Here is a 24001-nt window from a genome sequence, read left to right on the forward strand (position 1 = left end):
CGCAAACGTGTGCGCATGATCGTAGCGGAACGATGGTGCCAGGACAAAGCCCTGTAGGACGTTTCAATGTCGCCAGTGGGACAGAAACTTTTAGCAACACGACGTCGGCAAATAAACCGCAAAAAGATGGCAAGAGGCCTCTAGCCCGGCGGCGGCATTCGGCTTCAACGGATGTGCCGGGCGTACAGCCGAGGGTCAAAGCGCAGCACTATCAGCAGCATCACCACCATCACTGCGGTCAGCGACCACCAGGCCCATTCAAAGCTGCCGAGCCGGTCGCGGATGATTCCGGCCAGCAGTGGCGAAAGCCCGGCGATCAGGTAGCCGATGCCTTGCACGAACGCGGTCAGGCTGCCGGCGCGCTGCGGGTTGTCGAGGTGATCGAGGGAGACGATCAAACTCATCGGAAACAAGCCGCCAATCCCCAGCCCCAACAGGCACGGCCACAGCAGGCTCAGGTGTTGCGGGCTGAGGATCAATCCGCAGAAGCCGCCGATGATCAGCAACAGCAACGCTGCGAGGACGGTACGGCGATCACGGCTGCGATTGGCGATGGCCGGCGTCAGCAGCCCGGAAATCACCTCCATGGCGGTCAGAAAACCCAGCAGCAGCCCGGCCTGCTGTTCGCTCCAGCCTTGCTCCACGTAGTACGGCGCCAGCCACGCGAGTACGCAGGTGTAGGACGCCGTGCCGAGGCCGAAGAAGATGGCGAGCAGCCAGGCGCGGGAATTACGCGTGAAGGACTCTTTTCCTACAGGCGTGATCTGGAGGGATGACGGGATCGACTGTGTCCACCAGACCAGCAACGCGAGCAAGGAAAGTGCCGCCCAGATCGCCAAGCCGATGCGCCAGCTGCCGGTCTGCCCCAGCACCAGCGGCGAAAATGAGGCGGCCAGCGCGGCGCCGCCCATGATCGATGTGACATACAGGCCCATGCACAGCGCCACATGGTCGGGGAAGCGTGACTTGATCAGCACCGGCATCAGCGCCTGAATCAGGGCGATACCCATCCCGGCCAGCACCGCGCTGCCAATCAACTGCGGTGCCGAATCGAGCACCAGCCGCGACAGCGTCGCCAGACCGATGATCGACAATGACAAGATCACCGTGCGTTGCTCGCCCAGGCGCCGGCTGATGCCGATACCGAAAAACATCGCCAGCCCCATCGCCACCACCGGCAGCATGGTCAGCAGCGAAGCCACGCTGAAACTCAGCGGGATATCGCCACGAATTGCCGACAGCAACGGCCCGACGGCGGCCATGGATGGGCGCAGATTGAGTGCGACGAGAATGATCCCGAACATCAGCCAGGCAGCGGGGCGAGCGGGGGCGCGGACGTGTTCCATCGGCAGACTCTGGATTGCGGAGGCTGTCGATTAGGCGGCGCAGCGTACTAATCGGCAAATCAGATTTCCCGAGCATTATTTAAAAATTAAATATGGCTCTCCTACATGGGGAGGTTCGGATTCCTCTTGCTGATCACGCTGTAAGACTATTCTTTCTTTCTGGCAGGACATTTCGTTACAGCTCTGGCCCAGCGCAGGCGCGTAAAACGCCGGCGGCGATATATACTGCGCGCCATTCTTCAAGGGAGAGCCGTGTGGCCATCGATATTCACTGGATTCGCGACAACGAAAGCCTCGCGCAGTTTTGCGCCGAGTGGCAGCAACTGCCGTTCGTTGCCCTCGACACCGAATTCATGCGGGTCGACACCTTCTACCCGATTGCCGGTTTACTGCAGGTCGGCGACGGCAAACGCGCCTACCTGATCGATCCGCTGAGCATCGACGCCTGGCAACCGCTGGCGGCGTTGCTGGAAAACCCGGCGGTGCTCAAAGTCCTGCACGCCTGCAGCGAAGACCTCGAAGTGCTGCTGCGTCTGACCGGCAGCCTGCCGGCGCCGTTGTTCGACACGCAACTGGCGGCGGCCTACCTGAACCTCGGGTTCTCGATGGGCTATTCGCGGCTGGTGCAGGAAGTGCTGGGCATTGAGTTGCCGAAGGGCGAAACCCGTTCCGACTGGTTGCAGCGTCCACTTTCCGACACACAAATCAGCTATGCCGCTGAAGACGCAGTGCATCTGGCGGAAGTTTTCGTACAGCTGCGGCCGAAGCTGTCCGACGACAAATTCGCCTGGGTGCTGGAGGACGGCGCCGAACTGGTCGCCAACCTGCGCCGCGAGACCGATCCGTACGAGGTCTATCGCGAAGCCAAACTGGCGTGGAAACTGTCCCGTGCGCAACTGGCTGTGCTGCGTGAGTTGTGCGCCTGGCGTGAAAAAGAAGCGCGTGCCCGTGATCTGCCGCGCAACCGCATCGTCCGTGAACATTCGCTGTGGCCGCTGGCCCGCACGCAACCGGACAACCTCGCCGCGCTGGGCAAGATCGAAGACATGCACCCGCGTACCGTGCGTCAGGACGGCCAATTTCTGCTTGATCTGATCAAGCGCTCTGGCAGTGTGGGGCCTGATCAATGGCCGCCGGCGGTGCCGGAACCATTGCCGGTCGAAGCGGCGGCGCTGATCAAGCAACTGCGCGCCCTCGGCCAGGTCGAAGCCGAACGCCTGGGCATCGCGCCGGAACTGATGCTGCGCAAGAAAACCCTCGAAGCGCTGGTCAAAAGCGGCTTCCCCGAGGGTCCTTATCAATTGCCTGAGTCGCTGCGTGGCTGGCGCCGCGAACTCATGGGCCAGAAGCTGCTCGACAGCCTGGCCACCGCCGGAGAACAGCCTTGAAACGTATTTGCTCCATTTATCAAAGCTCCAAGCGAAGCGGAATGTACCTTTATGTGCTCAAGAGCGATGCTCTGGAGCGTGTGCCGGAACCCCTGATGCTGGCGTTCGGCAAGCCGAAACATGCCTTCGATCTGGTGCTGTCGCCTGAGCGCAAGCTGGCCAGCGAGGACATCGTCGTGGTCCTGGAAAACCTCGACAAGCAGGGCTATCACCTGCAGATGCCGCCGGCCGAGGACGAGTACATCGAACACCTGCCCGAAGAATTGCTGCGACGCAACGACCCGGTCTGATCTGCGAGGCCCTGTTCTGGGCCTCTTGCCACCCTGGAACTGATTTTACGGCGACGACCGCCACGAAGGAGCGCGACTCCTTCGGCGGTTGCCTGCACGGTTTGCGAAAGGTTTGAAGATGCGCGTTCTGATTGCTGAACACGACCACGCGGTGTACGCCCGGCTGTTGCGTCAGGCGGCCCCCGAACTTGAAGTACTGACCAGTGGCGACTCTGCCGAACTGGCCCGTCAGGCGGCCGATTGCCCGGTGTGGCTGGGGCAGCCGGATCTGCTGGCGACCCTGCTGCGTCAGGGCCATCAGCCGCAATGGCTGCAATCGACCTGGGCCGGCATCACGCCGCTGCTCGCCGACGGCTTGCGCCGCGATTACCGCCTGACCCGCGCGGTGGGGATCTTCGGTCAGGTGATGGCCGAATACGTGCTGACCTACATGCTTGGCCACGAGCGTGAAGTGCTGGCGCGCCTGGTCAGCCAGGTCGAGCGCAAGTGGGACAACCGCACCGGCCAGAGTCTGGTCGGGCGCAAGGTGTTGATCGTTGGCACCGGCGATATCGGCCAGAGCGTGGCGCAGTTTCTGCTGCCGTTTGGCGTCGAGCTGTACGGCATCGCCAGCAGTGCGCGCGAGCAGGCGCCGTTCGTCGAAGTCGGCTCGATGGCGGATCTGCCACGGCTGGTGGGCGCGGTCGATTACGTGGTCAATCTGCTGCCGAATACCGAGCACACCCACGACATTTACGACGCGGCGCTGTTCAAGCAATTCAAGCCGACCGGGTTGTTCATCAACGTCGGGCGCGGCGTGGCAGTGGTTGATGCGGATCTGGTGGAAGCCCTGAAGGAAGGGCATCTGGCGGGCGCGGTGATCGACGTCTGCCGTCAGGAGCCGTTGCCGCAACGCCATCCGTTCTGGACCGCCTGGGGCCTGCTGCTGACCGGGCACAGCTCGGCACCAACGTCGCCGGCGTTGATGGTGCAGTTGTTTGTCGAGAACCTGAAGGCGTATCAGGCGGGAGAAGCGTTGCGCGGGGAAGTGGATTTCAACCGCGGATATTAAATCCACCGCGATACCTGTAGGAGTGAGCCTGCTCGCGATGAGGGTGTGTCAGTCGACATTGATGTTGTCTGACACTACGCCATCGCGAGCAGGCTCACTCCTACAGTGGTTTTTGCGTTGTGGCTTAGAGGGTGAAGTTGCCTTCTGCGGCCAGCTCGCTCAGCGGGCGACGCGGGCTCGGCACCTCACGGGCCTGCAAGTACTCGGCCAGGGTCGCCTTGTCACCCAGCTTGCCGATCGCGACCGCTGCGTGCAGTGCATAACCTTCAGGGATGTTCAGCTCCTTGCGGGCCAGCTCCTGATCGAAACCGGCCATGCCGTGGGTGTGCCAGCCGCTGATGCTCGCTTGCAGCGCCAGGTGGCCCCAGGCCGAGCCGGTGTCGAAGGTGTGCCACAGCGCCGGGGACTCTTCGCTGGCACCGGGTGCGGTGAAGGTGGTTTTCGAAATCACGATCACCAGCGCCGAAGCGTGTTGCGCCCAGCTGCGGTTGAATTCATTCAGCAGACCCAGGAAGCGTTCCCAGTTCGGCGTGTCACGGCGCGCATACAGAAAGCGCCATGGCTGCGAGTTGTAGGCCGACGGCGCCCAGCGTGCGGCTTCGAAAAAGCTCAGCAGGGTTTCTTCCGGGATCGCTTCGCCGGTGAAGGCGCGGGGCGACCAGCGGTCGGTGAACTGCGGGTGAATGGCGTAATCGGCGACGCGAGGGTTGGCACTCATCGAAAGATTCCTTGCTGTGTTTGAGTCATGAATTCGTGGCAAAACCCTACTGGGCGGCGATTCGGCTGACAAGCGCGATTTACCGACAGTCGCCAGCGCTTGGCCCGCAAGGCCTTGGGCACTAGACTGGCGGCCTTTTCACCACCTGATGTTGATGCTTGAACCATGGCCGCCATAGTCGAACCGTTCTGGAAACGCAAAACCCTCGAGCAACTGGATCACGAGGAATGGGAATCGCTGTGCGACGGCTGCGGTCTGTGCTGCCTGCAGAAACTCGAAGATGAAGAAGACAACAGCGTCTATTACACGCGCATCGCCTGCAAACTGCTGGACCTGAAAACCTGCCAGTGCAGCGACTACCCGAATCGCATCAAGTTTGTCCCGGACTGTATCCAGCTCACTCCTGGCCAGGCCGAAGAATTCAAATGGCTGCCGCCGACTTGCGGTTATCGTCTGGTCAGCGAAGGCAAGGATCTGCCGCTGTGGCACCACCTGGTGTGCGGCGATCGTGACGCCGTGCACCACGAACGGATTTCCCAGTCCGGGCGCATGCTCGCCGAAGGCAGCGTGCCGGAGGACGACTGGGAAGATCACCTGATTTTCCGCGCCGGTTAAGCACCAAGGGTTTCCAGGATTCAACAAGGAGTGTGTATGGCTGGGGGATTGCTGCGGGCATCGCTGATCGGCCTGCTGGCGCTAAGCGCACCAGTGTGGGCGGCGAAAAAAGTCGACCTCGATTACCACGTACGCCTGTTGCCGCAAAGCGATCAGGCCGAAGTGCGCCTGACCCTGGCCAAAGGCGAAGCGGTGCGCAGTCTCGATTTCGACCTCGGCGACGGCAGCCACTACAGCGACTTCAAGGCCGACGGCCAATGGCAACTGACCCCGGGCAAACAGACCCGGGGCCTCTGGCGCCCGATCGGCGACAATCCCAGTCTGACCTACCGCGTACGCATCAGCCACGGTCGCAAGAGCGGCAGTTTCGATACGCGCATGACCCCGAGCTGGGCGCTGCTGCGCGGCGATGATCTGGTGCCGCCGGCCAGGCTCGATCAGCAGGATGGCGTCGAGCTGGTGTCGCGTCTGCAATTCGAATTGCCCAATGGCTGGCAAAGCGTTGAAACCGCCTGGCCGCGCATCGGCAAGAACAAATTCCGCATCGACAACCCGTCACGCCTGTTCGACCGCCCGACCGGCTGGATGCTCGCCGGTCACCTTGGCAGCCGTCGCACGCGCCTGGGCGAAACCGAAGTCACCGTGGCCTCACCGCAAGGGCAGGGCATGCGTCGCATGGATGTGCTGACCTTGCTGACGTTCGTCTGGCCGCAGGTGCAAGCGGTCTATCCCCGGCATCCGAAAAAACTGCTGATCGTCGGCGCCAACGACCCGATGTGGCGCGGCAGTCTGGGCGCACATGAATCGATCTACTTGAACACGCGTCTGCCGCTGGTCAGCGAGAGTGGCAGCAGTGCGCTGGTGCGTGAGCTGGCGCAGGTGTTCGGGCGCATCAATGACGAGCAGCGCAGCGACTGGATCAGCGAAGGCTTTGCCGAGTACTACGCGATCGAACTGCTGCGGCGTGCCGGGGGCATGAGCGATGAACGCTATCAGGCGTTGCAGACGAAGTTGACCAAGGACAGTCAGAAAGTCACGTCCCTGCGCGGCGAACAGATCAGCCCGGCGCAGCTTGCAAAAGCGGTGATTGTCTTGCAGGAACTGGATCGCGAGATTCGCCTGAAGACCCGTAACAAGCGTTCGCTGGATGACGTGTTGCGAGGGGCGATGCATCTGGGGACGGTGAGTACCAAGGAGTTTGTGCAACTGGCCGAGAGTGTTCTGGGCGAGTCTTCCAAAGTCCTCGATAGCGCATTACTTCAGTAATACCGCCTTCGCGAGCAAGCCCGCTCCCACTTTTGATCGCATTCCAGCTTTCAATGTGGGAGCGGGCTTGCTCGCGAAGAGGCCAGAAGCCTCAACAAAAATTCAGGCTCAAACCCCGGCCTTCGGCGATTTCACCGAATCATTGCCAGTCACCGTCGCGGTGCTGGTCGCCGCCTCGGCATTGGCCTTGAGCTGGCTCAGCTCTTCCCCGGCGCGCTCGATCTTCGCCCGCACGTTGTTTATGTCCTGACGGCTTTTCTCCAGCAGGCTTTTCACCGAGCTGTGGCCGGTGATGCCACGGGCCATCGCCACGCCGCCAATCGCCACCTGAATCAGACCGAACACGCCGCCACGGCGCAGGCCTTTGCCGACCATGATCACGCCACCGGCCAGGGAGCCGATGCGCTCCCAGCCCTGGACGTTCTGCTCGGTCGGGCTCTGGAACGGGGTGGAATCGATACGTTGGACGCGTTTGAGTTCGGTCATGATCTGTCTCCCAGGCAATGTGCATATAGATAGATAAGCTGACTGCCGCAGCGGCCGGCTCGTTCCATCGAATGTGCGACGTTTCAGCGGAATTTCGGCCCGGAGCGGGTATTCAGGCCCTTGGCCATGCGGTCGTAGAGCACGACGTTGACCGTGGCAGCGAGGTTCATGCAGCCGGTGGTCGGGATGTACACGACGTCTTCGCACCAGTCGCGGATCTCTTTATCCAGCGAGCCGTCTTCCGGGCCGAAGATGTACAGCGCACGATCTGGATGGGTGTATTCCGGCAGCGGGCGGGCGCCCTCGACCAGTTCCACGGCGACCGGGACGCAGTTGAGCGGGAGGATCTTTTTCAGGTCGTCGATGCCGATCAGCGGAATGTCGTAATGCACGCGCTTGGTATCGGTGACGAAATCGGCGGCGCGTTCATAACGCTTGCCGGTGTAGAACACCGACGCCACGCCGTAACAGCCTGCGGCGCGCATCACCGAACCGACGTTCTCCGGTGATTTGGGGTTGTACAAACCAATGCAGCTGTAACGTTTGTCTGCCACGAGCGGGGTGCCTTCGGGAAAAAGAGGGCGATTATACGGGGATTGGGGGAGGGCGGGCAGATTCGAGATCTGTTGTGTCTGGCCGGCCGCCTTCGCGAGCAGGCTCGCTCCTACATTGATTTTGTGTACACCACCGATCAAATGTGGGAGCGAGCCTGCTCGCGAAAGGGCCGGTTCAGGCGCTGAAGATCTTCAGTCTTCTTTTTTCATCAACCCGGCGAGGGCAGCAAACGGGTTATGCGTGGCCTTGGCGATTTTTGGCGTGCTCAGCGAGCCGTCGCCGAAATATTGCTGGTCGGTGTAGCGCGAGTGTTCGTTGTCGTGGCAGTACAGGCACAACAGCTCCCAGTTCGAGCCGTCCTGCGGGTTGTTGTCGTGGTTGTGGTCGCGGTGGTGCACGGTCAACTCGCTCAGGCGCTTGCCGGAAAACTCACGGGCGCAGCGGCCGCAGACGTGCGGGTACATTTTCAGGGCCTTGTCGCGGTAGCCCATTTCCTTGTCGCGCTGGTTGTCGGCAAGGATGCGATCAAGCTTCGACGTGTTGGTCGGGGTGGACGAACTCATGGGTTCACCTTTGTAAAAAGACTAATGACGGTTATGTGCAGAGTTTAGCTCAGCCCTTGAGCTTCTCGGCAATCCAGATCGTGTGGCGCGTGCCCTTGTTGCCGTGGGCGAAGACCTGGACTTCTTCGGCCTTGAATCCGGCCTTCTTCAATTTGTCGGAAAACTGCCGGTCAGCGCTGGCCGACCACACCGCCAGCACGCCCTTGGGGCGCAGCGCCTTGGCGCAGGCGTTCAGACCAGCGGCCGAGTACAGCCAGCTGTTGGCCTGCTGCGTCAAACCTTCGGGACCATTGTCGACGTCGAGCATGATCGCGTCGAAGCCGTTCGGCTCGCTTTGCAGGACCTTGGCCACGTCGTCCTGACGGATCACCGTGCGCGGATCAAGCAATGGTCGCCCGGACTTTTCACCGAGCGGCCCGCGATTCCATTCGACCACGCCGGGCACCAGTTCGGCGACCACCACTTCGGCGCTCTTGCCCAGATGCTTGAGCGCCGAGGCAAGCGTGAAGCCCATGCCCAGACCGCCAATCAGCACCCGCGAATTCGGCCGGCCCGCCACCTTGCGGCAAGGAATCTCGGCCAGCGCATCTTCCGAACCGTGCATGCGGGTGTTCATCAATTGCCCGCCGTCGCCACCCTGGATCTTGATGACGAAATCCTCGCCATACTCGAACAGGCACAGGGCGCCACCGTTGTCAGGGATCGGCGTGGTGTCGAGCAGAACGAAACGTTTCATGGAAATCTCTACAAGGGGGAAGGCAAGCAGGCCCGTTGGGAGTAGCCTGAGCGCAGACTAAAGGCCAAACGGAGCCCTTGATGAAGCGCACCATTCTAACGGTCATTGCCCTGGCCGCGCTCTCGATTACTGCAGTGCAGGCGCAGCAGACCATTCCGGTCAGCCCGACGCCGCAACCCGGCTCGCCAGGAACCGCCACGCCGACGCCGTATCCGCAAATCACCCCGATCAGCGCACCGAAGGCCGGTGCCGGCAGTGGTAGCCCGCCGCTGGTGCCGATCGAAATGCCCAGCCCGCCGAGCAAGGATCAACCGGTGCCGGGCATCGAACCGAGCGGCACCAAGGTTAAATCCCCCGGCGGTTAAACCTGTTGCGCCGCCAGTTGGCCGTCGGCCATGCGCAGACGTTTGGAGAGGGACACGGCGAGGGCGCGGATGATCTTGGCGGCGATCTTCGGCGCGTCGTTGAGCATTTTTTCCAGCGAGTCCTTGCCCAGGTTGAGCAACTGACAGTTGCTCGCCGCGACGCAGGTGGCCGAACGGCGCTCACCATCGAGCACCGCCATTTCGCCGAACGCCCGACCGCTGCGCAGGGTGGCCATGGTGATGACCTGGCCGTCGGGGCCAGTCTTTTGCACGGCGACCTGGCCGCTGTGGAGGATGCACATGAAACTGCCGGCATCACCCTCACGGAAGATCGCTTCGCCCTCCGCCACGGTGCTGATGCTGAAGTAGCCCGAGGCTGCGGCAAAGTCCGCCAGTTGCAATTGATCGAACAGGCCACAATCCATCAGCCAGTCGCGAATTTCGTTGTTCAGTAAGGTCGGTTCTGACATGTCGTTGCGGTCTTTATTGTTTTCACGGTTTTCAGGCACTACACGGACCCCTGTGGGAGCGGGCTTGCTCGCGAATGCGGTGGTTCAGTCAATATCAGTGTCGACTGACCCACCGCATTCGCGAGCAAGCCCGCTCCCACAATGGGATCTGTGGTGTATCGACCACCGGGGTCTGGAGTTAAGACCCAAGTGACCGACGGAGTTCCTCAGGCCAGGCCCAAAACCTTGAACACAAATGCATATTCGAGCGCTACGTCACGTAATCCCTGATAACGCCCGCTCATTCCGCCATGCCCGGCGCCGAGTTCGGTCTTGAGCAGCAGCAGGTTGTCGTCGGTCTTGGTCGCGCGCAGTTTCGCCACCCACTTGGCCGCTTCCCAGTACTGCACGCGGCTGTCGTTGTAGCCGGCGATGACCAGGGTTGCCGGGTAATCCTGCGCTGTGACATTTTCGTACGGCGCGTACGCCTTGATCCGCTCGTAGACCTCCGGCTCTTCAGGGTTGCCCCACTCGTCGTACTCGGTGACGGTCAACGGCAAGTCCGGGTCGAGCATGGTGTTGAGCACGTCGACGAACGGCACTTCGGCAATCGCCACGCCGAACAGGTCCGGGCGCTGATTGAGCACCGCGCCAATCAACAGGCCGCCAGCGCTGCCGCCGCTGATCGCCAGTTTCTCGGCGGTGGTGATGCCGTTGAGGATCAGGAATTCGGCGCAGGCAATGAAGTCGCTGAAGGTGTTGTGCTTGTGTTCCTGTTTGCCGGCGCGATACCACGCCTCGCCCAGCTCACCACCGCCACGCACGTGGGCGATGGCGAAGGCCATGCCGCGATCCAGCAGGCTCAGGCGTGCGTGGGAGAACCACGGGTCGAGGCTGGAACCGTAGGCGCCATAACCGTACAGGTACAGCGGCACTGGTTTGCCGACCATTTCGCGTTTCATCACCAGACTGATCGGCACCTGCGTGCCGTCCGGCGCGGTGGCCCACAGGCGTTGGCTGACGTAGGCGTCGGCGTCGAACGGGCCGAGCACCGGGGTTTCTTTCAGGACGGTTTGCTCGCCGCTGGCCAGCAGCAATTGGCGCACCTGTGCCGGACGATTCAGCGCCTCGTAACGCAGACGGATGCGGTCGCTCTCGAACTCCAGGCTGTTCTGCACATAGAGGCTGTAAGCCGCGTCCGGCAATTGCACGCGGTACGCCGTCTGGCCTTGCGGATGAACTTCGATGATCGGCAGACCGCCTTCGCGCAGGCTCAGGGTCATGGCCGCGGTGTTCAGCGTCACGCCGTCGAGCATCACCGTGTCGCTGTGCGGGATCAGCTTCTGCCAGTCGGCTTCGCTCGGTACCACACCGGTGTCCGGCGCCTGATACAGGGCGAAATTGATGCCGTCACGGTTGGTGCGGATGAACCAGGTCCACACGCCATCCAGCGCGCCGTGGTCGACATCGTATTCGTGATCCTCGACCCGTGGCGCCAGGCAAGTGAAGGGCAGGTGCGGCTGATGCGCGTCCAGCGCCCAGACTTCGCTGGTGGTCTTGCTGCCCAGGGTCAGCAGCAATTGTTGCTCGGAACTGGAGCGATAGCAATGCAGGAAGAAACGCCCGTCCGGCTCGTGGAATACCTCTTCGGCGGCGGTGCCATCGAGGCGATAGCGAAACAGCTTGTGCGGGCGATGGGTATCGTCGAGCTCGCCGAAGAACAGGGTCAGGCTGTCGTTGGCCCAGGTCATGCTGCCGTCGCAGTCCTGGAATTCCAGTTCGCTGACCTTGTCATTGGCCAGCTCCTTGACGAACAGCGTGTAGATCTCGTCGCCCGAGGCGTCGACGCTGTAGGCCAGACGCTGGTGGTCGGGGCTGATGCTGAACGCGCCGAGCGAGAAGAAGCCGCCGTTGGCCAGCACGTTGGGGTCGAGCAGCAATTGCTCGCGGCTTTCGTCGAGGGTCAGGCTGTCGTCGGCCGGACGCGGGCAGCGGTAATGGCGGGCGTATTCGTCACCCGCCGTGGTGCGCGTGTAATACAGATATGGGCCCCATGGCGAGGGCAGGGACAGGTCGGTTTCGAGGATCCTGCCCTTGATCTCTTCGAACAGGCTTTCGCGCAAGCCGGCCTGATCGGCGGTTTGCGCTTCCTGATAGGCATTTTCGGCCTTGAGGTAGTCGAGCACCGCGTCGGTGTCGCGTTCCTGCAGCCAGGCATACGGGTCGGCACCGGCTGCCTTGCGGGCGATCGGGGCGCGGATGACGTGGGCGGATTCGGGCATGGAAGGCTCTCGGACAGTATTCGGAATAAGGGTTTTTGCAGGTCGTGCCGGCGCTGCCGACCCTGTGGGAGCGGGCTTGCTCGCGAAGGCGTCCTTTCAGTAAAGACGTATTTGTCTGACACACCGCTTTCGCGAGCAAGCCCGCTCCCACACTGATTGCGGCGGGCCGTCTGGCATTGGGACAAGCCTGACGGGCGAAAAGTCGTTACTATAAGCGCCTCTTTGCCTGCCTTGCCATGGACACCATGACCGAGAACGACTATCTGATCGCCTGGGGCCTCTACGCCTTTGCCGCTGTGGGCTGCCTGTTGGTATGGATGCGCCTGACCCGCTGGATGTGGCGCTGGCTGCGCGAGCCGCTGCGGGTGCTGATGGCAGTGTTGCTGTTCAGCCCGACCATCATTGACCCGGTTAAAGCCAAGGTTGCGCCGTCGATCGCCATTACCGCGCTGGATCTGGCCTTCAAGGTCGGCAACAACGCCTGGCGGGCGATTTCCGATCTGTTCATGTACGGCATGATTGCGTTCGGCATCTACCTGATTTTCGTGCTGATCCGCTTCCCGATCGAACGCGCCTCACGCGCCCGACGCGAGCAGGCCGAGGCCGCCAAAGCGGCGGCGCGTGTCGATGATCGCGACGACGATCAGCCGTTCGGCGCTGCCGGTGATGACCGCTACGGTCGCCCGCCGGTGCCGAACAATCCGCAGCGCATGCGCGTCGAGCCGCGTCTGTAATCACGAGAGTCCGCACATGTGTGAATTACTGGGCATGAGTGCCAACGTGCCGACCGATATCGTGTTCAGCTTCACCGGCCTGATGCAGCGCGGCGGGCGTACCGGCCCGCACCGCGACGGCTGGGGTATCGCCTTCTATGAAGGCCGCGGCTTGCGTCTGTTTCAGGATCCGGCTGCCAGCAGCGAATCGGAAGTCGCCAACCTGGTGCAGCGCTATCCGATCAAGAGCGAAGTGGTCATCGGCCACATTCGTCAGGCCAACGTCGGCAAGGTCTGCCTGTCCAACACCCACCCGTTCGTCCGCGAACTGTGGGGGCGCAACTGGTGTTTCGCGCACAACGGCCAGCTCGCCGATTTCACCCCGATCAAGAGTTTCTACCGCCCGGTGGGCGATACCGACAGCGAAGCGGCGTTCTGCGATTTGCTCAACCGCGTGCGTGCAGCCTTCCCCGAACCGGTCGATATAGAAGTGCTGCTGCCGGATCTGGTCGCTGCATGTGCCGAATACCGCAGCAAAGGCGTGTTCAACTGCCTGCTCAGCGACGGCGACTGGCTGTTCTGCTATTGCTCGACCAAACTGGCACAGATCACCCGGCGCGCACCGTTCGGCCCGGCGCGGCTCAAGGATGTCGATGTGATCGTCGATTTCCAGGCGGAAACCACGCCTAACGACGTGGTCACGGTGATCGCCACCGAGCCTTTGACCGAAAACGAAACCTGGACCCGTTACCAACCGGGCCAATGGAGCCTGTGGCGACGCGGCGAATGCGTCAGCCAGGGCACGACCGAATAAAGGATCTCTCCCCGATGTTGCTCAGTTATCTACGGCTGGTGTTGTTTGCGGCGGGCCTGTTGATCGGTGTCCAGGTGCCGGGTTTCATCAACGATTACGCCAAACGCATCGAAGCCCATCTGATCGAAGCGCAGACCGGTCTGCGCGGTTTTCAGGGCACCGCCGAGCAGTTCTTCAAGGGCGACTTGCAGGCGCTGGTCGCGCATTACCGCGCCAGTGACGACCCGGTATTTCGCAGCGATGCCGACAGCCTGAGCACCTTGCTCAACCGCCAGATTGTGCTGGATAAACAGTTCCAGGCGATGCAGGGCCCGTGGTACATCCGCTTCCTGCAAGTGGTGCTGGCCGCCGATCCGGACATTCGCAAGGAAACCTGGAACGGCTACAGCTACCAGATCCTGCTGACCCCGGAAGCGATGATCTGGGGCATGAGCGGCGCGTTGCTGCTGTCGTTCGGCATCGAGTGCCTGATTCGTCTGATTGACTGGGTGGTGCTCGGCGGCCGGCGCTTGCGCCAGAGCCGGCCGATAGAAGACCGCGACGTGCGCGGCTTGTAAAAGGTCAAGAGCAAAAGATCGCAGCCTGCGGCAGCTCCTACACGAGAATATGCGTTTCCCTGTAGGAGCTGCCGCAGGCTGCGATCTTTTGTTTTTCAGGAACTCAAGACAATGTACTTTTCACCGACCTTGCGCGCATACCCCGCCAGCACCTGCTGACACAACGTCACCATCTCCTCGACCCACTCCACGCCAACTCGCCACGACACCACCACCTGCAGATTCGGCGGTCGTTGGTCGATGTCGAGCAAGGTCAGTTCACCCCGCGCCAGTTCCTCGGCCACCAGCACCGGTGGCAGCACGCCAATCCCAAAACCATCACGCAACAGCCGGGTAATCGCCGACACCGAATTCACGCAGTTCAGGCGCGGCGCCAACACACCGTTGGCCTGCATCAATGCCAGCAGATCCTGATGCGGTCGGGAGTTCTTCGAGTAGGTGATGATCCGCTCCTGCGCGAGTTCGCCGAGGTCGGCGTAGTCACGGTTGTAGATCGAATTGCTCGCAACGATCCAGCCCAGCGGATGGCTGGCCAGCTCGAGGCTGCGCACGCTTTCGTGGCGCACCAGATCGGTTTGCAGAACGATGTCGAGAAAGCCTTTTTGCAGCTGATCGCAGAGGTTAAGCGAAGTATCCGCCACCAGCTCGATTTCTACCCGTGGATACAGATCGGTCATCTGCGCCACCAACGGGCTGAGCCAGGTGTGGATCACCGTGTCCATCACGCCGATGCGCACTCGCCCGACCTTGCTCGAACGGGTCTCGATCGATTGCTTCAGCGCCGACATCGTATCAAGCATCTGCTCGGCATAATCCAGCACTTTCAGGCCTTCGGGTGTCAGGCTGACGCCGCGTGAATCGCGCAGAAACAGCTTCACCCCCAGCTCGCCTTCGAGCACTGCGATGCGGCTGGAAATCGACGCCTGGGTGGTGAACAGCTTGTCGGCGGTCAGGCGAAAACTCTTCAGCCGGGCGACCCAGACAAAGGTCTCGAGAAACTTCAGGTTCATGGCAACGGCTCGGGTGACAAATTTTTCTTATGCCTAAGGCGGGTTTTTATTCGTTGGACGCAGCAGGGCCGGGCGACGAAAAATCGGCGCATCCGGTTCCCACGATAGGCGTCGTCGGAACTTCGAACAAGACCAATAAAAGCCTGCGGAGACTTGCCATGCGTGCGCCCGACACCCTCGACCTCCCCAAGAACACGGCCCGCCCCGGCCCGTTCGACTGGTATCGCAACATCAATCAGCAAGAGCGTCGCACCTTCTGGAGCTGCAAGATCGGCTATGGCCTGGATGGCATGGACACGCAGATGCTCAGCTTCGTGGTACCGACCCTGATCGCCATGTGGGGCATCACCACCGGACAGGCCGGGCTGATTCACACCAGCACCCTGATCGCTTCGGCCATTGGTGGCTGGGTGGCGGGGATTCTCTCCGATCGCATCGGCCGTGTGCGCACCCTGCAACTGACGGTGCTGTGGTTCGCCTTCTTCACTTTCCTTTGCGGCTTCGCCCAGAACTACGAGCAACTGCTGATCGCCCGCACCCTGATGGGCTTCGGTTTCGGTGGCGAATGGACCGCTGGCGCGGTGCTGATCGGTGAAGTGATCCGCGCCAAGGATCGCGGCAAAGCGGTGGGCATGGTGCAGAGCGGTTGGGCCTTGGGCTGGGGATTGACGGCGATTCTGTATGCGCTGCTGTTCTCGGTGTTGCCGCCGGAAGATGCCTGGCGAGCGCTGTTCATCCTCGGCATCGTCCCGGCGATTTTCGTGATCTTCGTCCGCCGTCTGGTGAAAGACCCGGAGATCTATCGCGAAGCCAAGGCGGCGCAAACTCCGCAGAATCCGGCGAAGTTCTACGAGATCTTTGCCCCCGGCATGCTGTTCACCACGTTCCGTGCTTCCTTGCTGACCACCGGTGCGCTCGGCGGTTACTACGCGATCACCTCGTGGCTGCCGACCTTCCTGAAGAATGAACGCGGCTTGAGTGTGCTCGGCACTGGCGGGTATCTGGCGATGGTGATTGTCGGCTCCTACGTCGGCTATGTGATCAGCGCTTATCTGACCGATCTGCTGGGACGTAAAAAGAACTTCATCCTGTTTGCGGTCGGTTCGTTCACCATCGTCTTGCTTTACACGCAGATGCCGGTCAGCAACGGGGTGATGCTGTGGCTGGGCTTTCCGCTGGGCTTCTTCGCTTCGGGAATTTTCAGCGGCATGGGCGCGTTTCTCACCGAGCTGTTTCCAACGCGAATTCGCGGCTCGGGGCAGGGCTTCTGCTACAACATCGGTCGGGCGCTGGCGGCTTTGTTTCCGCTGCTGATCGGCTTGCTCAGCCAGAAGGTGCCGTTGAGCGTTGGGATCGGCGCGTTTGCTGCGGTGTCCTACGGCGTGGTGATTCTCGCCGCACTGAGCCTGCCGGAGACCCGTGGCAAGCAACTGGATGCGCAGTAACTGATAACCTGCCGGGCAAGCGTCCTACAGATAAAAAGACCAGAAGCTACAGGAGTGTTCACCGTGAGCCGCCTGCTATTGAATTGTGATATCGGCGAGAGTTTCGGCAGCTGGACCATGGGTCTGGACGCCGAGGTCATGCCCTTCATCGACTGCGCCAACGTGGCCTGCGGCTTCCATGCCGGTGACCCGAGCATCATGCGCAAGACCGTCAGCCTGGCCCTGAGCCACGGCGTGCAGATCGGCGCGCACCCGGCCTATCAGGATCTGGTCGGTTTCGGCCGGCGCTCCATGGCCTATTCCGCCCAGGAACTGCAAGACATCCTGCATTACCAGATCGGCGCGCTCGACGGCATCTGCAAGGCGCAGGGCGGGCGAGTCAGTTACGTCAAACCCCACGGCGCGATGTACAACGACATGATGGCCAACCCGGCACAGTTGCGGGCGGTGATTCAGGCCGTGGCTGCTTACGATCGCAGCTTGCCGTTGATGCTGATGGCCACCCGCGACAATTCAGCGGCGCAGCAACTCAGTGACGAATACGGCGTGACCCTGTGGTTCGAAGCCTTCGCCGACCGCGCCTACGACAGTGCAGGTCGACTGGTTTCGCGGCAACTGCCGGGTGCGGTGCATCACGAAGCAGAAAAAATCATCGAACAGGCCCTGACCATCGCCCGTGGCGGCGAGCTCGTCGCCAGCGACGGCAGCGCGCTGCACCTGCAGGCCAACACCTTGTGCGTGCATGGCGATAACGCCAGTTCGGTGGCCGCCGTGCAGCGCATTCGCGAAGCCCTGAATCAGCAGAGCGCGCCATGAACCCACGGATTGAATTGGTGGCCCTGGACTGCCTGATGCTGCGCCTGTTCGATGAAATCGCCGAAACCAACATGCCGTGGATGCTCGCCGCCAGTGAGCGTTTGCGCGCGGTGTTCGGTGCACAGTTGATCGATCTGGTGCCGTCCTACACCACGTTGATGGTGCATTACGACCTGACATTATTGAATCCGGGCCACGCGCGTGAACTGATCGCTGAAGCCTTGATCGACCTGTCGCCGAATGCGCGCACTGGCGGCCAGTGCCATGTGTTGCCGGTCTGGTACGACCTGAGTGTCGGCCCCGAACTGAGCCTGCTGGCGCAGCGCAGCGGGTTGGCGGTGGAGGAGGTGATCCGCCGTCACAGCGCTCGTGAATATCAGGTGTTCGCCCTCGGCTTCGCGCCGGGATTCGCCTTCATGGGGCTGGTGGAAGAAATCCTCGCGGCGCCACGCCTGGACACCCCACGCAAGAAAGTCGCGGCTGGCAGCGTCGGGATTGCCGAGCGGCAGACCGCGGCTTATCCGGTGGTGTCCCCCGGTGGCTGGAACCTGATCGGCCGCACCCCGGCGAAACTGTTCGACCGTCATCGCGACGGCTACAGCCTGATGCAACCCGGCGACACCGTGCGTTTCGAAGCGGTGAGCCACGCCGAGTTCGTCAACCTGGGCGGCGATGACACGCCACTGGAGGCGCTGGCATGAGCCGACTGACGATTGAAGCCAGCACGCCGCTGTGCCTGTTGCAGGACGCCGGGCGCTTCGGCGTGCGCCATTTGGGCGTGACCCAGGGCGGCGCAGCGGATTGGAGTTCGATGAGTTGGGGCAATTGGTTGCTCGGTAATGCGCTGGATCTGCCGGTGATCGAAATCACCCTAGGCGGGTTTGCCGTGGTGGCGCAGGACGACTGCCTGCTGGCGCTGGCCGGCGCTGATCTTGGTGCGCAGATCGATGGGCAGGCGCTGGCGCCGTGGCGCAGTTTCAAACTGGGCAAAGGCCAGACATTGAAGTTCACTCAACCGCTGCTCGGTGCCCGGGCTTACCTGGCGGCGCCCGGTGGTTTCGACGCGCCGCAGGTGCTGGGCAGCAGTGCTACGGTGGTGCGCGAAAAACTCGGTGGATTGGATGGTATGGGGTTACCGCTGACCAAGGGCGCGACACTGAGTTATCGCAGTGCGGTTTTGCAGGTGCGTGAAGTGCCGCTGGCGCATCGACCTGATCTGCGCCTCAACGCGCCGCTGGATCTGGTGCTTGGCGCACAGATCGGCCAGTTCAGCGGGCAGAGTCTGTTCGATGTGTTCAACAGTCCGTGGACGCTGGACAGTCGCGCTGATCGCATGGGCATTCGGTTGCTGGGCAAGGCGTTGCAGTATCAGGGCCGGCCGATGATTTCCGAGGGTATTCCGCTTGGCGCGGTGCAGGTGCCGCCGGATGGACAGCCGATTGTGCTGCTCAATGATCGGCAGACGATTGGTGGCTATCCGCGCTTGGGAGCGTTGACGCCGTTGGCGCTGGCGCGGCTGGCGCAGTGCCTGCCGGGGGCGCAGGTGCGGTTTAGGCCGGTGGTGCAGGAAGTCGCACATCGCGAGCATGTCGAGTATTTGCAGCGTTTCATAATTAGCTAAGGGCTTCGCGAGCAAGCCCGCTCCCACATTGGAATGTATTTCACCTGTGGGAGCGAGCCTGCTCGCGAAGAAGGCATCACTGACAACAAAGATTACTTGGACAGAAATCTCATCCCTTCCTCAAGCCCACGCAACGTCAACGGATACATCTGATCCTCGATCAAATCGCGCACGATATTGGTCGACGAGGTGTAGCCCCAGGTGTCCTTCGGATACGGATTGATCCAGATGAGCTTCTTGTACTTCTCCATGAACCGCTGCATCCACAGGTAGCCCGGCTCTTCGTTCCAGTGCTCGACGCTGCCGCCGGCCTGGGTGATTTCGTAGGGCGCCATGGCGGCGTCACCGATGAAGATCACTTTGTAGTCGGCGCCGTATTTGTGCAGCAGATCCTGGGTCGAGAAACGCTCGGACGTGCGGCGCAGGTTGTTCTTCCACACCGACTCATAAATGAAGTTGTGGAAGTAGAAGTACTCCAGATGCTTGAACTCGGTCTTGCAGGCCGAGAACAGTTCCTCGCAGATCTTCACGTGCGCATCCATCGAGCCGCCGATGTCGAACAGCAACAACAGCTTCACCGTGTTGCGCCGTTCCGGACGCATCTGGATATTCAGCAGGCCGGCGTCTTTGGCGGTGTGGTCGATGGTGCCGTCGATGTCCAGCTCTTCCGCCGCGCCCTGACGGGCGAATTTGCGCAGACGACGCAGGGCGACCTTGATGTTGCGCGTGCCCAGTTCCACCGAATCGTCGAGGTTCTTGTACTCGCGCTGATCCCACACCTTGACCGCTTTGCCCTGACGCTTGCCGGCATCGCCGACCCGAATGCCTTCCGGGTTGAAGCCGCCGGAACCGAACGGGCTGGTGCCGCCGGTGCCGATCCATTTGTTGCCGCCGGCGTGACGTTCCTTTTGTTCTTCGAGGCGCTTCTTGAACTCTTCGATCAGCTTGTCCAGGCCACCGAGGGACTGGATCTGCGCCCGTTCCTCGTCGGTCAGCGAGCGCTCGAATTCCTTGCGCAACCAGTCTTCGGGAATCAGCGCCTGCAAGTGATCGTCGAGCTTTTCCAGGCCGTTGAAGTAGGCGCCGAATGCGCGGTCGAACTTGTCGAAATGCCGTTCGTCCTTGACCAGAATCGCCCGCGACAAGTAATAGAACTCGTCCATGTCGGCGAAGGTCACGCGCTGCTTCAGCGCGTTGATCAGGTCGAGCAGTTCGCGCACCGACACTGGCACCTTGGCTGCACGCATTTCATTGAACAGGTTGAGCAACATGGCATCAGCCTCTTAGCGAGAACCGCGGCGGCTCATGAACGCCAGGCGCTCAAGCAACTGCACGTCCTGCTCGTTCTTCACCAGCGCACCGGCCAGCGGTGGAATGGCCTTGGTCGGATCGCGTTCGCGCAGCACCGCTTCGCCAATGTTGTCGGCCATCAGCAGCTTCAGCCAGTCGACCAATTCCGAGGTCGACGGCTTCTTCTTCAGGCCCGGCACCTTGCGCACGTCGAAGAACACGTCCAGCGCTTCGCTGACCAGATCCTTCTTGATGTCCGGGTAGTGCACGTCGACGATTTTCTGCAGGGTGCTGCGGTCGGGGAAGGCGATGTAGTGGAAGAAGCAGCGGCGCAGGAAGGCGTCCGGCAGCTCTTTCTCGTTGTTCGAGGTAATGATGATGATCGGGCGCTTCTTGGCCTTGATGGTCTCGTCGATCTCGTAAACGTAGAACTCCATCTTGTCGAGTTCTTGCAGCAAGTCGTTGGGGAACTCGATGTCGGCCTTGTCGATTTCGTCGATCAGCAGAATCACCCGTTCTTCGGACTCGAAAGCCTCCCACAGCTTGCCCTTCTTCAGGTAGTTGCGCACGTCGTGGACTTTTTCGTTGCCCAGTTGCGAGTCGCGCAGACGGCTGACCGCATCGTACTCGTACAGACCCTGATGGGCCTTGGTGGTGGACTTGATGTGCCAGGTGATCAGCTTGGCGCCGAACGATTCGGCCAGTTGCTCGGCGAGCATGGTCTTGCCGGTGCCGGGTTCGCCCTTGACCAGCAGCGGCCGCTCCAGGGTGATGGCGGCATTGACCGCCAGCTTCAGGTCATCGGTGGCGACGTAGGCCTGGGTGCCTTCGAACTTCATCTGCTAATCCTCGAACGGTAACGCCGACCTGCACAGGCAGGGCGGGGGCGAAAAAATCGGATGCCCCGACTATAACGCGCAGCCCGGTCGACTGTGAACGCAGACGGCTTATTCAGTCTCTGAATGGGGCGTCACATGTTGACTCGGTTTCGGCTGATGGCCAGCATTCAGGCCTTGCTGATTTAACGATAGCCTTCAGGATGTTTACAAAATCTGTGGCGAGGGAGCTTGCTCCCGCTGGGCTGCGAAGCAGCCCAATCATCTGATGGAGGACTTGCACTGATGTTACGGATGAAACGCCCCCGCCTGTCGGCGGTTCGTGTCTGGTCTGATTTTTGTCTGGAACTGACCTTTATCGATGATCAGCGATGGGTGGTCGATTTGAGTCAAGATCTTCAAGACGCTCCAGGGCTCCAGCCGTTGCTGGATCCTGAGATATTCGCCTCTGTAATCCTGGGCGATCACGGCTGGAGTGTGGAATGGCCAGAGCCGGATATTCAGATCGGCGCTGATACACTCTATTTGGAAATGCTGGCGCAGCGCTCTAGCCCGCATCCGGCTTCGGCCGCTCATACCGCGCATTGAAAGCCTGAATGAAGCCATTACGCAAAATCTGCAAAAACGCTTCGAACGCACTGATGTTTTGCTGATGCACGTTGCCACTGAGTTCGACCTTGGTGGCGAACTGATTTTTGGCCTGGTTCTTCAGCACGGTTTCCGTGCCGCCGACGATGGCCTCCCAGACTGAGCGGAAGATGCTCTTGTCCTTGTTCTCCACGTCCTGCTGCCAGTTGAACACTTCGACGTCGCGCAGCAGCGGTTTGATGTAGCCAGTGACCTGGGCTTTTTTCGCCTGGGCTTCGATGACCACGTCGCCGTGGCCGGCGTTGAAGTCGAACTTGCCGTAGGCCGAGGCGAAGTCGTTCATGCGCTTGAGTTCGATGTCGCGGGCGCGCAGGCGGAACTGGAAGTCCTCGAAATTGCTCAGCGGATCGAAAGTGGCCGTGGTTTCCAGTGGTGCGTGGCCGAGCAGCTTGGCCTTGCCTTCGAAGCGGGCATCGCGCTTGCCCTGTTTGTCGACCACGTTGGTCAGGTTGTAGATGCTCGCCTCGACGTTGCTGGCGTTCATGTTGACCGGCGGTTTGGAGTTGAAATTGCGGAAAGTGATCTTGCCGTCGTGGATCTGCACCTCGTCGAGAGTGATCGGCAGCAACTTGCCCAGTTGCGCCCGCCAGTCGGTGCCTTTACCAGTCTGCGAGTTCTGCTTGTTGGGGCCGCCATCGACGAAGTTGACCTCGGGATTGAAGAATTGCACCTGCGCCACCACGGCATGGTCGTACCACAGCGAATGCCAGCTGACCGCCAGATCGATCACGGGCGCGTTGACAAACGGCACCGGCACCTTGCCGTCGACCTTGACGATCTTCAGGCCGTTGATCCGGTAGGCGCCGCGCCACAGGGCCAGATCGACGTCGGTGACCTGGCCGCGGTAGTCACCCATGTCGGCCAGTTTGCCGTTCAGGTAATCGCGCACCACGTAGGGCAGGGCGATGTGCAGGGCGATCAGCAGCACAACCACGACGGCAAAAATCCCTATTGGCCAGCTATAACGACGCTTCATGACAACAATTCCCGAACGATGTAAGCGATTGACTGTGGCGCGGCGCAGACGTTCGACCCGACTGGACTGCGCCCGGCAACAGGCATACCTTGAAAGGCTGAATTCAACGCTGCATAAGGACCCAGCCATGAGCCGTATTTTCGCTGACAACGCCCATTCCATCGGCAACACGCCGCTGGTGCAGATCAACCGCATCGCGCCGCGCGGCGTGACCATTCTGGCCAAGATCGAGGGGCGCAACCCCGGTTATTCGGTCAAGTGCCGGATCGGCGCGAACATGATCTGGGACGCCGAAAGCAGCGGCAAACTCAAGCCGGGCATGACCATCGTCGAACCGACGTCGGGCAATACCGGCATCGGTCTGGCCTTCGTCGCCGCCGCCCGTGGTTACAAATTGATGCTGACCATGCCGGCATCAATGAGTATCGAGCGGCGCAAGGTGCTCAAGGCCCTCGGCGCAGAGCTGGTCCTGACCGAACCGGCCAAGGGCATGAAAGGCGCGATCGAGAAGGCTGCCGAAATTGTTGCCAGCGACACCGGCAAATACTTCATGCCGTCGCAGTTCGATAACCCGGCCAACCCGGCGATCCACGAAAAAACCACCGGCCCGGAAATCTGGAACGACACCGATGGCGCCGTCGATGTGCTGGTGGCTGGCGTCGGGACCGGCGGAACCATCACCGGCGTTTCGCGGTATATCAAGAATACCCAGGGCAAACCGATTCTGTCGGTGGCAGTGGAGCCGGTGTCTTCGCCGGTGATCAGCCAGGCGCTCGCGGGTGAAGAGATCAAGCCGAGCCCACACAAGATTCAGGGGATTGGCGCGGGTTTCGTGCCGAAGAACCTCGATCTGTCGATGGTCGACCGGGTGGAGCAGGTCACTGACGACGAGTCCAAGGCCATGGCGCTGCGCCTGATGCAGGAAGAAGGGATTTTGTGCGGTATCTCTTGCGGCGCGGCCATGGCCGTGGCCGTGCGTTTAGCCGAGAAGCCTGAAATGCAGGGCAAGACCATCGTGGTGATTTTGCCGGACTCCGGTGAGCGCTATCTGTCGAGCATGCTGTTCAGCGATCTGTTCACCGAGCAGGAGAATCAGCAGTAGTCGAATTGACTCAGATCAGCCAGGGTTCAGGATCGTTATGCTAATAAATGCTTTGTTGCGCAA

Annotated in this window: 27 protein-coding genes; 15 read left to right on the plus strand and 12 right to left on the minus strand. The window is 61.3% G+C overall.

Annotation, left to right across the window (positions count from 1 at the left end; translation table 11 throughout):
• Positions 1-164: 164 nt before the first annotated feature.
• On the minus strand, positions 165-1346 hold the full coding sequence (locus V3W27_RS09085; RefSeq protein ID WP_330206423.1) for a cyanate transporter: 1182 nt from the start codon (positions 1344-1346) through the stop codon (positions 165-167).
• A 254-nt stretch (positions 1347-1600) separates the two neighbouring features.
• Between V3W27_RS09085 and rnd the strand changes: the two genes are divergently transcribed.
• The 3 genes from rnd (at position 1601) to V3W27_RS09100 (ending at position 4075) form a co-directional block, all read left to right on the plus strand.
• Positions 1601-2734, plus strand: coding sequence for a ribonuclease D (gene rnd / locus V3W27_RS09090; protein ID WP_097086696.1), 1134 nt, complete (start codon positions 1601-1603; stop codon positions 2732-2734).
• Positions 2731-3024, plus strand: coding sequence for a YcgL domain-containing protein (locus V3W27_RS09095; RefSeq protein ID WP_097086697.1), 294 nt, complete (start codon positions 2731-2733; stop codon positions 3022-3024). The genes rnd and V3W27_RS09095 overlap by 4 nt, the downstream gene beginning before the upstream one ends.
• Before the next feature lie 118 nt (positions 3025-3142).
• The gene (locus tag V3W27_RS09100; protein ID WP_003222601.1) at positions 3143-4075 is read left to right on the plus strand and encodes a D-2-hydroxyacid dehydrogenase; all 933 of its coding nucleotides are present in this window, start codon (positions 3143-3145) and stop codon (positions 4073-4075) included.
• Positions 4076-4199: 124 nt separating this feature from the next.
• Here V3W27_RS09100 and V3W27_RS09105 read toward each other — a convergent pair whose 3' ends face one another.
• Positions 4200-4793, minus strand: a complete 594-nt coding sequence (locus V3W27_RS09105; RefSeq protein WP_330206424.1) for a nitroreductase family protein — start codon at positions 4791-4793, stop codon at positions 4200-4202.
• Positions 4794-4958: 165 nt separating this feature from the next.
• Between V3W27_RS09105 and V3W27_RS09110 the strand changes: the two genes are divergently transcribed.
• Complete coding sequence (locus tag V3W27_RS09110) at positions 4959-5408, plus strand: YcgN family cysteine cluster protein (protein WP_098967686.1); 450 nt, start codon at positions 4959-4961, stop codon at positions 5406-5408.
• A 36-nt stretch (positions 5409-5444) separates the two neighbouring features.
• On the plus strand, positions 5445-6674 hold the full coding sequence (locus tag V3W27_RS09115; protein ID WP_247267785.1) for a hypothetical protein: 1230 nt from the start codon (positions 5445-5447) through the stop codon (positions 6672-6674).
• 108 nt (positions 6675-6782) lie between these two features.
• Here the strand turns inward: V3W27_RS09115 and V3W27_RS09120 are convergent, their stop codons facing one another.
• From V3W27_RS09120 to V3W27_RS09135, 4 genes are all read right to left on the minus strand, one after another.
• A complete protein-coding gene (locus V3W27_RS09120; protein ID WP_047598116.1) occupies positions 6783-7160 on the minus strand; it encodes a YgaP family membrane protein in 378 nt (125 codons plus the stop codon).
• Positions 7161-7243: 83 nt separating this feature from the next.
• A complete protein-coding gene (locus tag V3W27_RS09125; protein WP_007911337.1) occupies positions 7244-7714 on the minus strand; it encodes an RNA methyltransferase in 471 nt (156 codons plus the stop codon).
• Between the two features lie 192 nt (positions 7715-7906).
• Positions 7907-8278, minus strand: coding sequence for a YajD family HNH nuclease (locus tag V3W27_RS09130; protein WP_003222612.1), 372 nt, complete (start codon positions 8276-8278; stop codon positions 7907-7909).
• A gap of 49 nt (positions 8279-8327) precedes the next feature.
• Complete coding sequence (locus tag V3W27_RS09135) at positions 8328-9014, minus strand: spermidine synthase (protein ID WP_330206425.1); 687 nt, start codon at positions 9012-9014, stop codon at positions 8328-8330.
• 80 nt (positions 9015-9094) lie between these two features.
• Between V3W27_RS09135 and V3W27_RS09140 the strand changes: the two genes are divergently transcribed.
• The gene (locus V3W27_RS09140; RefSeq protein ID WP_003222617.1) at positions 9095-9379 is read left to right on the plus strand and encodes a hypothetical protein; all 285 of its coding nucleotides are present in this window, start codon (positions 9095-9097) and stop codon (positions 9377-9379) included.
• Here V3W27_RS09140 and V3W27_RS09145 read toward each other — a convergent pair.
• Entirely contained in the window at positions 9376-9849 is a 474-nt protein-coding gene (locus tag V3W27_RS09145) for a cyclic nucleotide-binding domain-containing protein (protein WP_097086754.1), read from the minus strand. The genes V3W27_RS09140 and V3W27_RS09145 overlap by 4 nt on opposite strands.
• 206 nt (positions 9850-10055) lie before the next feature.
• Positions 10056-12110, minus strand: a complete 2055-nt coding sequence (locus V3W27_RS09150; protein WP_330206426.1) for a S9 family peptidase — start codon at positions 12108-12110, stop codon at positions 10056-10058.
• Positions 12111-12346: 236 nt separating this feature from the next.
• Between V3W27_RS09150 and V3W27_RS09155 the strand changes: the two genes are divergently transcribed.
• Genes V3W27_RS09155 through V3W27_RS09165 form a run of 3 tightly spaced genes read left to right on the plus strand, consistent with a single transcriptional unit; the run spans position 12347 to position 14194 of the window.
• On the plus strand, positions 12347-12844 hold the full coding sequence (locus tag V3W27_RS09155; protein ID WP_247267782.1) for an MFS transporter: 498 nt from the start codon (positions 12347-12349) through the stop codon (positions 12842-12844).
• A gap of 16 nt (positions 12845-12860) precedes the next feature.
• On the plus strand, positions 12861-13637 hold the full coding sequence (locus V3W27_RS09160) for a class II glutamine amidotransferase (protein ID WP_007969599.1): 777 nt from the start codon (positions 12861-12863) through the stop codon (positions 13635-13637).
• Between the two features lie 14 nt (positions 13638-13651).
• Positions 13652-14194 carry a DUF2937 family protein gene (locus V3W27_RS09165; RefSeq protein WP_330206427.1) on the plus strand — a complete coding sequence of 181 codons (543 nt, stop codon included), beginning with the start codon at positions 13652-13654 and terminating at the stop codon, positions 14192-14194.
• A 95-nt stretch (positions 14195-14289) separates the two neighbouring features.
• Here V3W27_RS09165 and V3W27_RS09170 read toward each other — a convergent pair whose 3' ends face one another.
• A complete protein-coding gene (locus V3W27_RS09170; RefSeq protein WP_330206428.1) occupies positions 14290-15204 on the minus strand; it encodes a LysR family transcriptional regulator in 915 nt (304 codons plus the stop codon).
• A 158-nt stretch (positions 15205-15362) separates the two neighbouring features.
• On the opposite strand from V3W27_RS09170, the gene V3W27_RS09175 reads away from it, so the two are divergent.
• From V3W27_RS09175 to V3W27_RS09190, 4 genes are all read left to right on the plus strand, one after another.
• A complete protein-coding gene (locus V3W27_RS09175) occupies positions 15363-16649 on the plus strand; it encodes an MFS transporter (protein WP_096796615.1) in 1287 nt (428 codons plus the stop codon).
• Between the two features lie 63 nt (positions 16650-16712).
• Positions 16713-17465: a 5-oxoprolinase subunit PxpA gene (locus V3W27_RS09180; RefSeq protein WP_330206429.1), complete on the plus strand. Its 753-nt coding sequence runs from the start codon at positions 16713-16715 to the stop codon at positions 17463-17465.
• A complete protein-coding gene (locus V3W27_RS09185) occupies positions 17462-18166 on the plus strand; it encodes a 5-oxoprolinase subunit B family protein (protein ID WP_330206430.1) in 705 nt (234 codons plus the stop codon). Before V3W27_RS09180 ends, V3W27_RS09185 begins: the two co-directional genes overlap by 4 nt.
• Complete coding sequence (locus V3W27_RS09190) at positions 18163-19086, plus strand: biotin-dependent carboxyltransferase family protein (RefSeq protein ID WP_330206431.1); 924 nt, start codon at positions 18163-18165, stop codon at positions 19084-19086. The genes V3W27_RS09185 and V3W27_RS09190 overlap by 4 nt, the downstream gene beginning before the upstream one ends.
• 92 nt (positions 19087-19178) lie before the next feature.
• Here V3W27_RS09190 and V3W27_RS09195 read toward each other — a convergent pair whose 3' ends face one another.
• Entirely contained in the window at positions 19179-20357 is a 1179-nt protein-coding gene (locus V3W27_RS09195; RefSeq protein WP_007969609.1) for a vWA domain-containing protein, read from the minus strand.
• A gap of 12 nt (positions 20358-20369) precedes the next feature.
• Positions 20370-21215, minus strand: coding sequence for an AAA family ATPase (locus V3W27_RS09200; protein WP_003222636.1), 846 nt, complete (start codon positions 21213-21215; stop codon positions 20370-20372).
• Between the two features lie 291 nt (positions 21216-21506).
• On the opposite strand from V3W27_RS09200, the gene V3W27_RS09205 reads away from it, so the two are divergent.
• Positions 21507-21800 (plus strand): DUF2442 domain-containing protein, encoded by a 294-nt coding sequence (locus V3W27_RS09205; RefSeq protein WP_247267776.1) that lies wholly within the window; start codon positions 21507-21509, stop codon positions 21798-21800.
• Here the strand turns inward: V3W27_RS09205 and V3W27_RS09210 are convergent.
• The gene (locus tag V3W27_RS09210; protein WP_096796619.1) at positions 21760-22836 is read right to left on the minus strand and encodes a DUF748 domain-containing protein; all 1077 of its coding nucleotides are present in this window, start codon (positions 22834-22836) and stop codon (positions 21760-21762) included. The two genes, V3W27_RS09205 and V3W27_RS09210, sit on opposite strands and share 41 nt — an antisense overlap.
• 127 nt (positions 22837-22963) lie before the next feature.
• On the opposite strand from V3W27_RS09210, the gene cysK reads away from it, so the two are divergent.
• Positions 22964-23938 (plus strand): cysteine synthase A, encoded by a 975-nt coding sequence (cysK, locus tag V3W27_RS09215; protein WP_041070300.1) that lies wholly within the window; start codon positions 22964-22966, stop codon positions 23936-23938.
• Positions 23939-24001: the final 63 nt, after the last annotated feature.

It is taken from the genome of Pseudomonas sp. AM14(2022), assembly GCF_036346455.1.
Classification (GTDB): domain Bacteria; phylum Pseudomonadota; class Gammaproteobacteria; order Pseudomonadales; family Pseudomonadaceae; genus Aquipseudomonas; species Aquipseudomonas putida_A.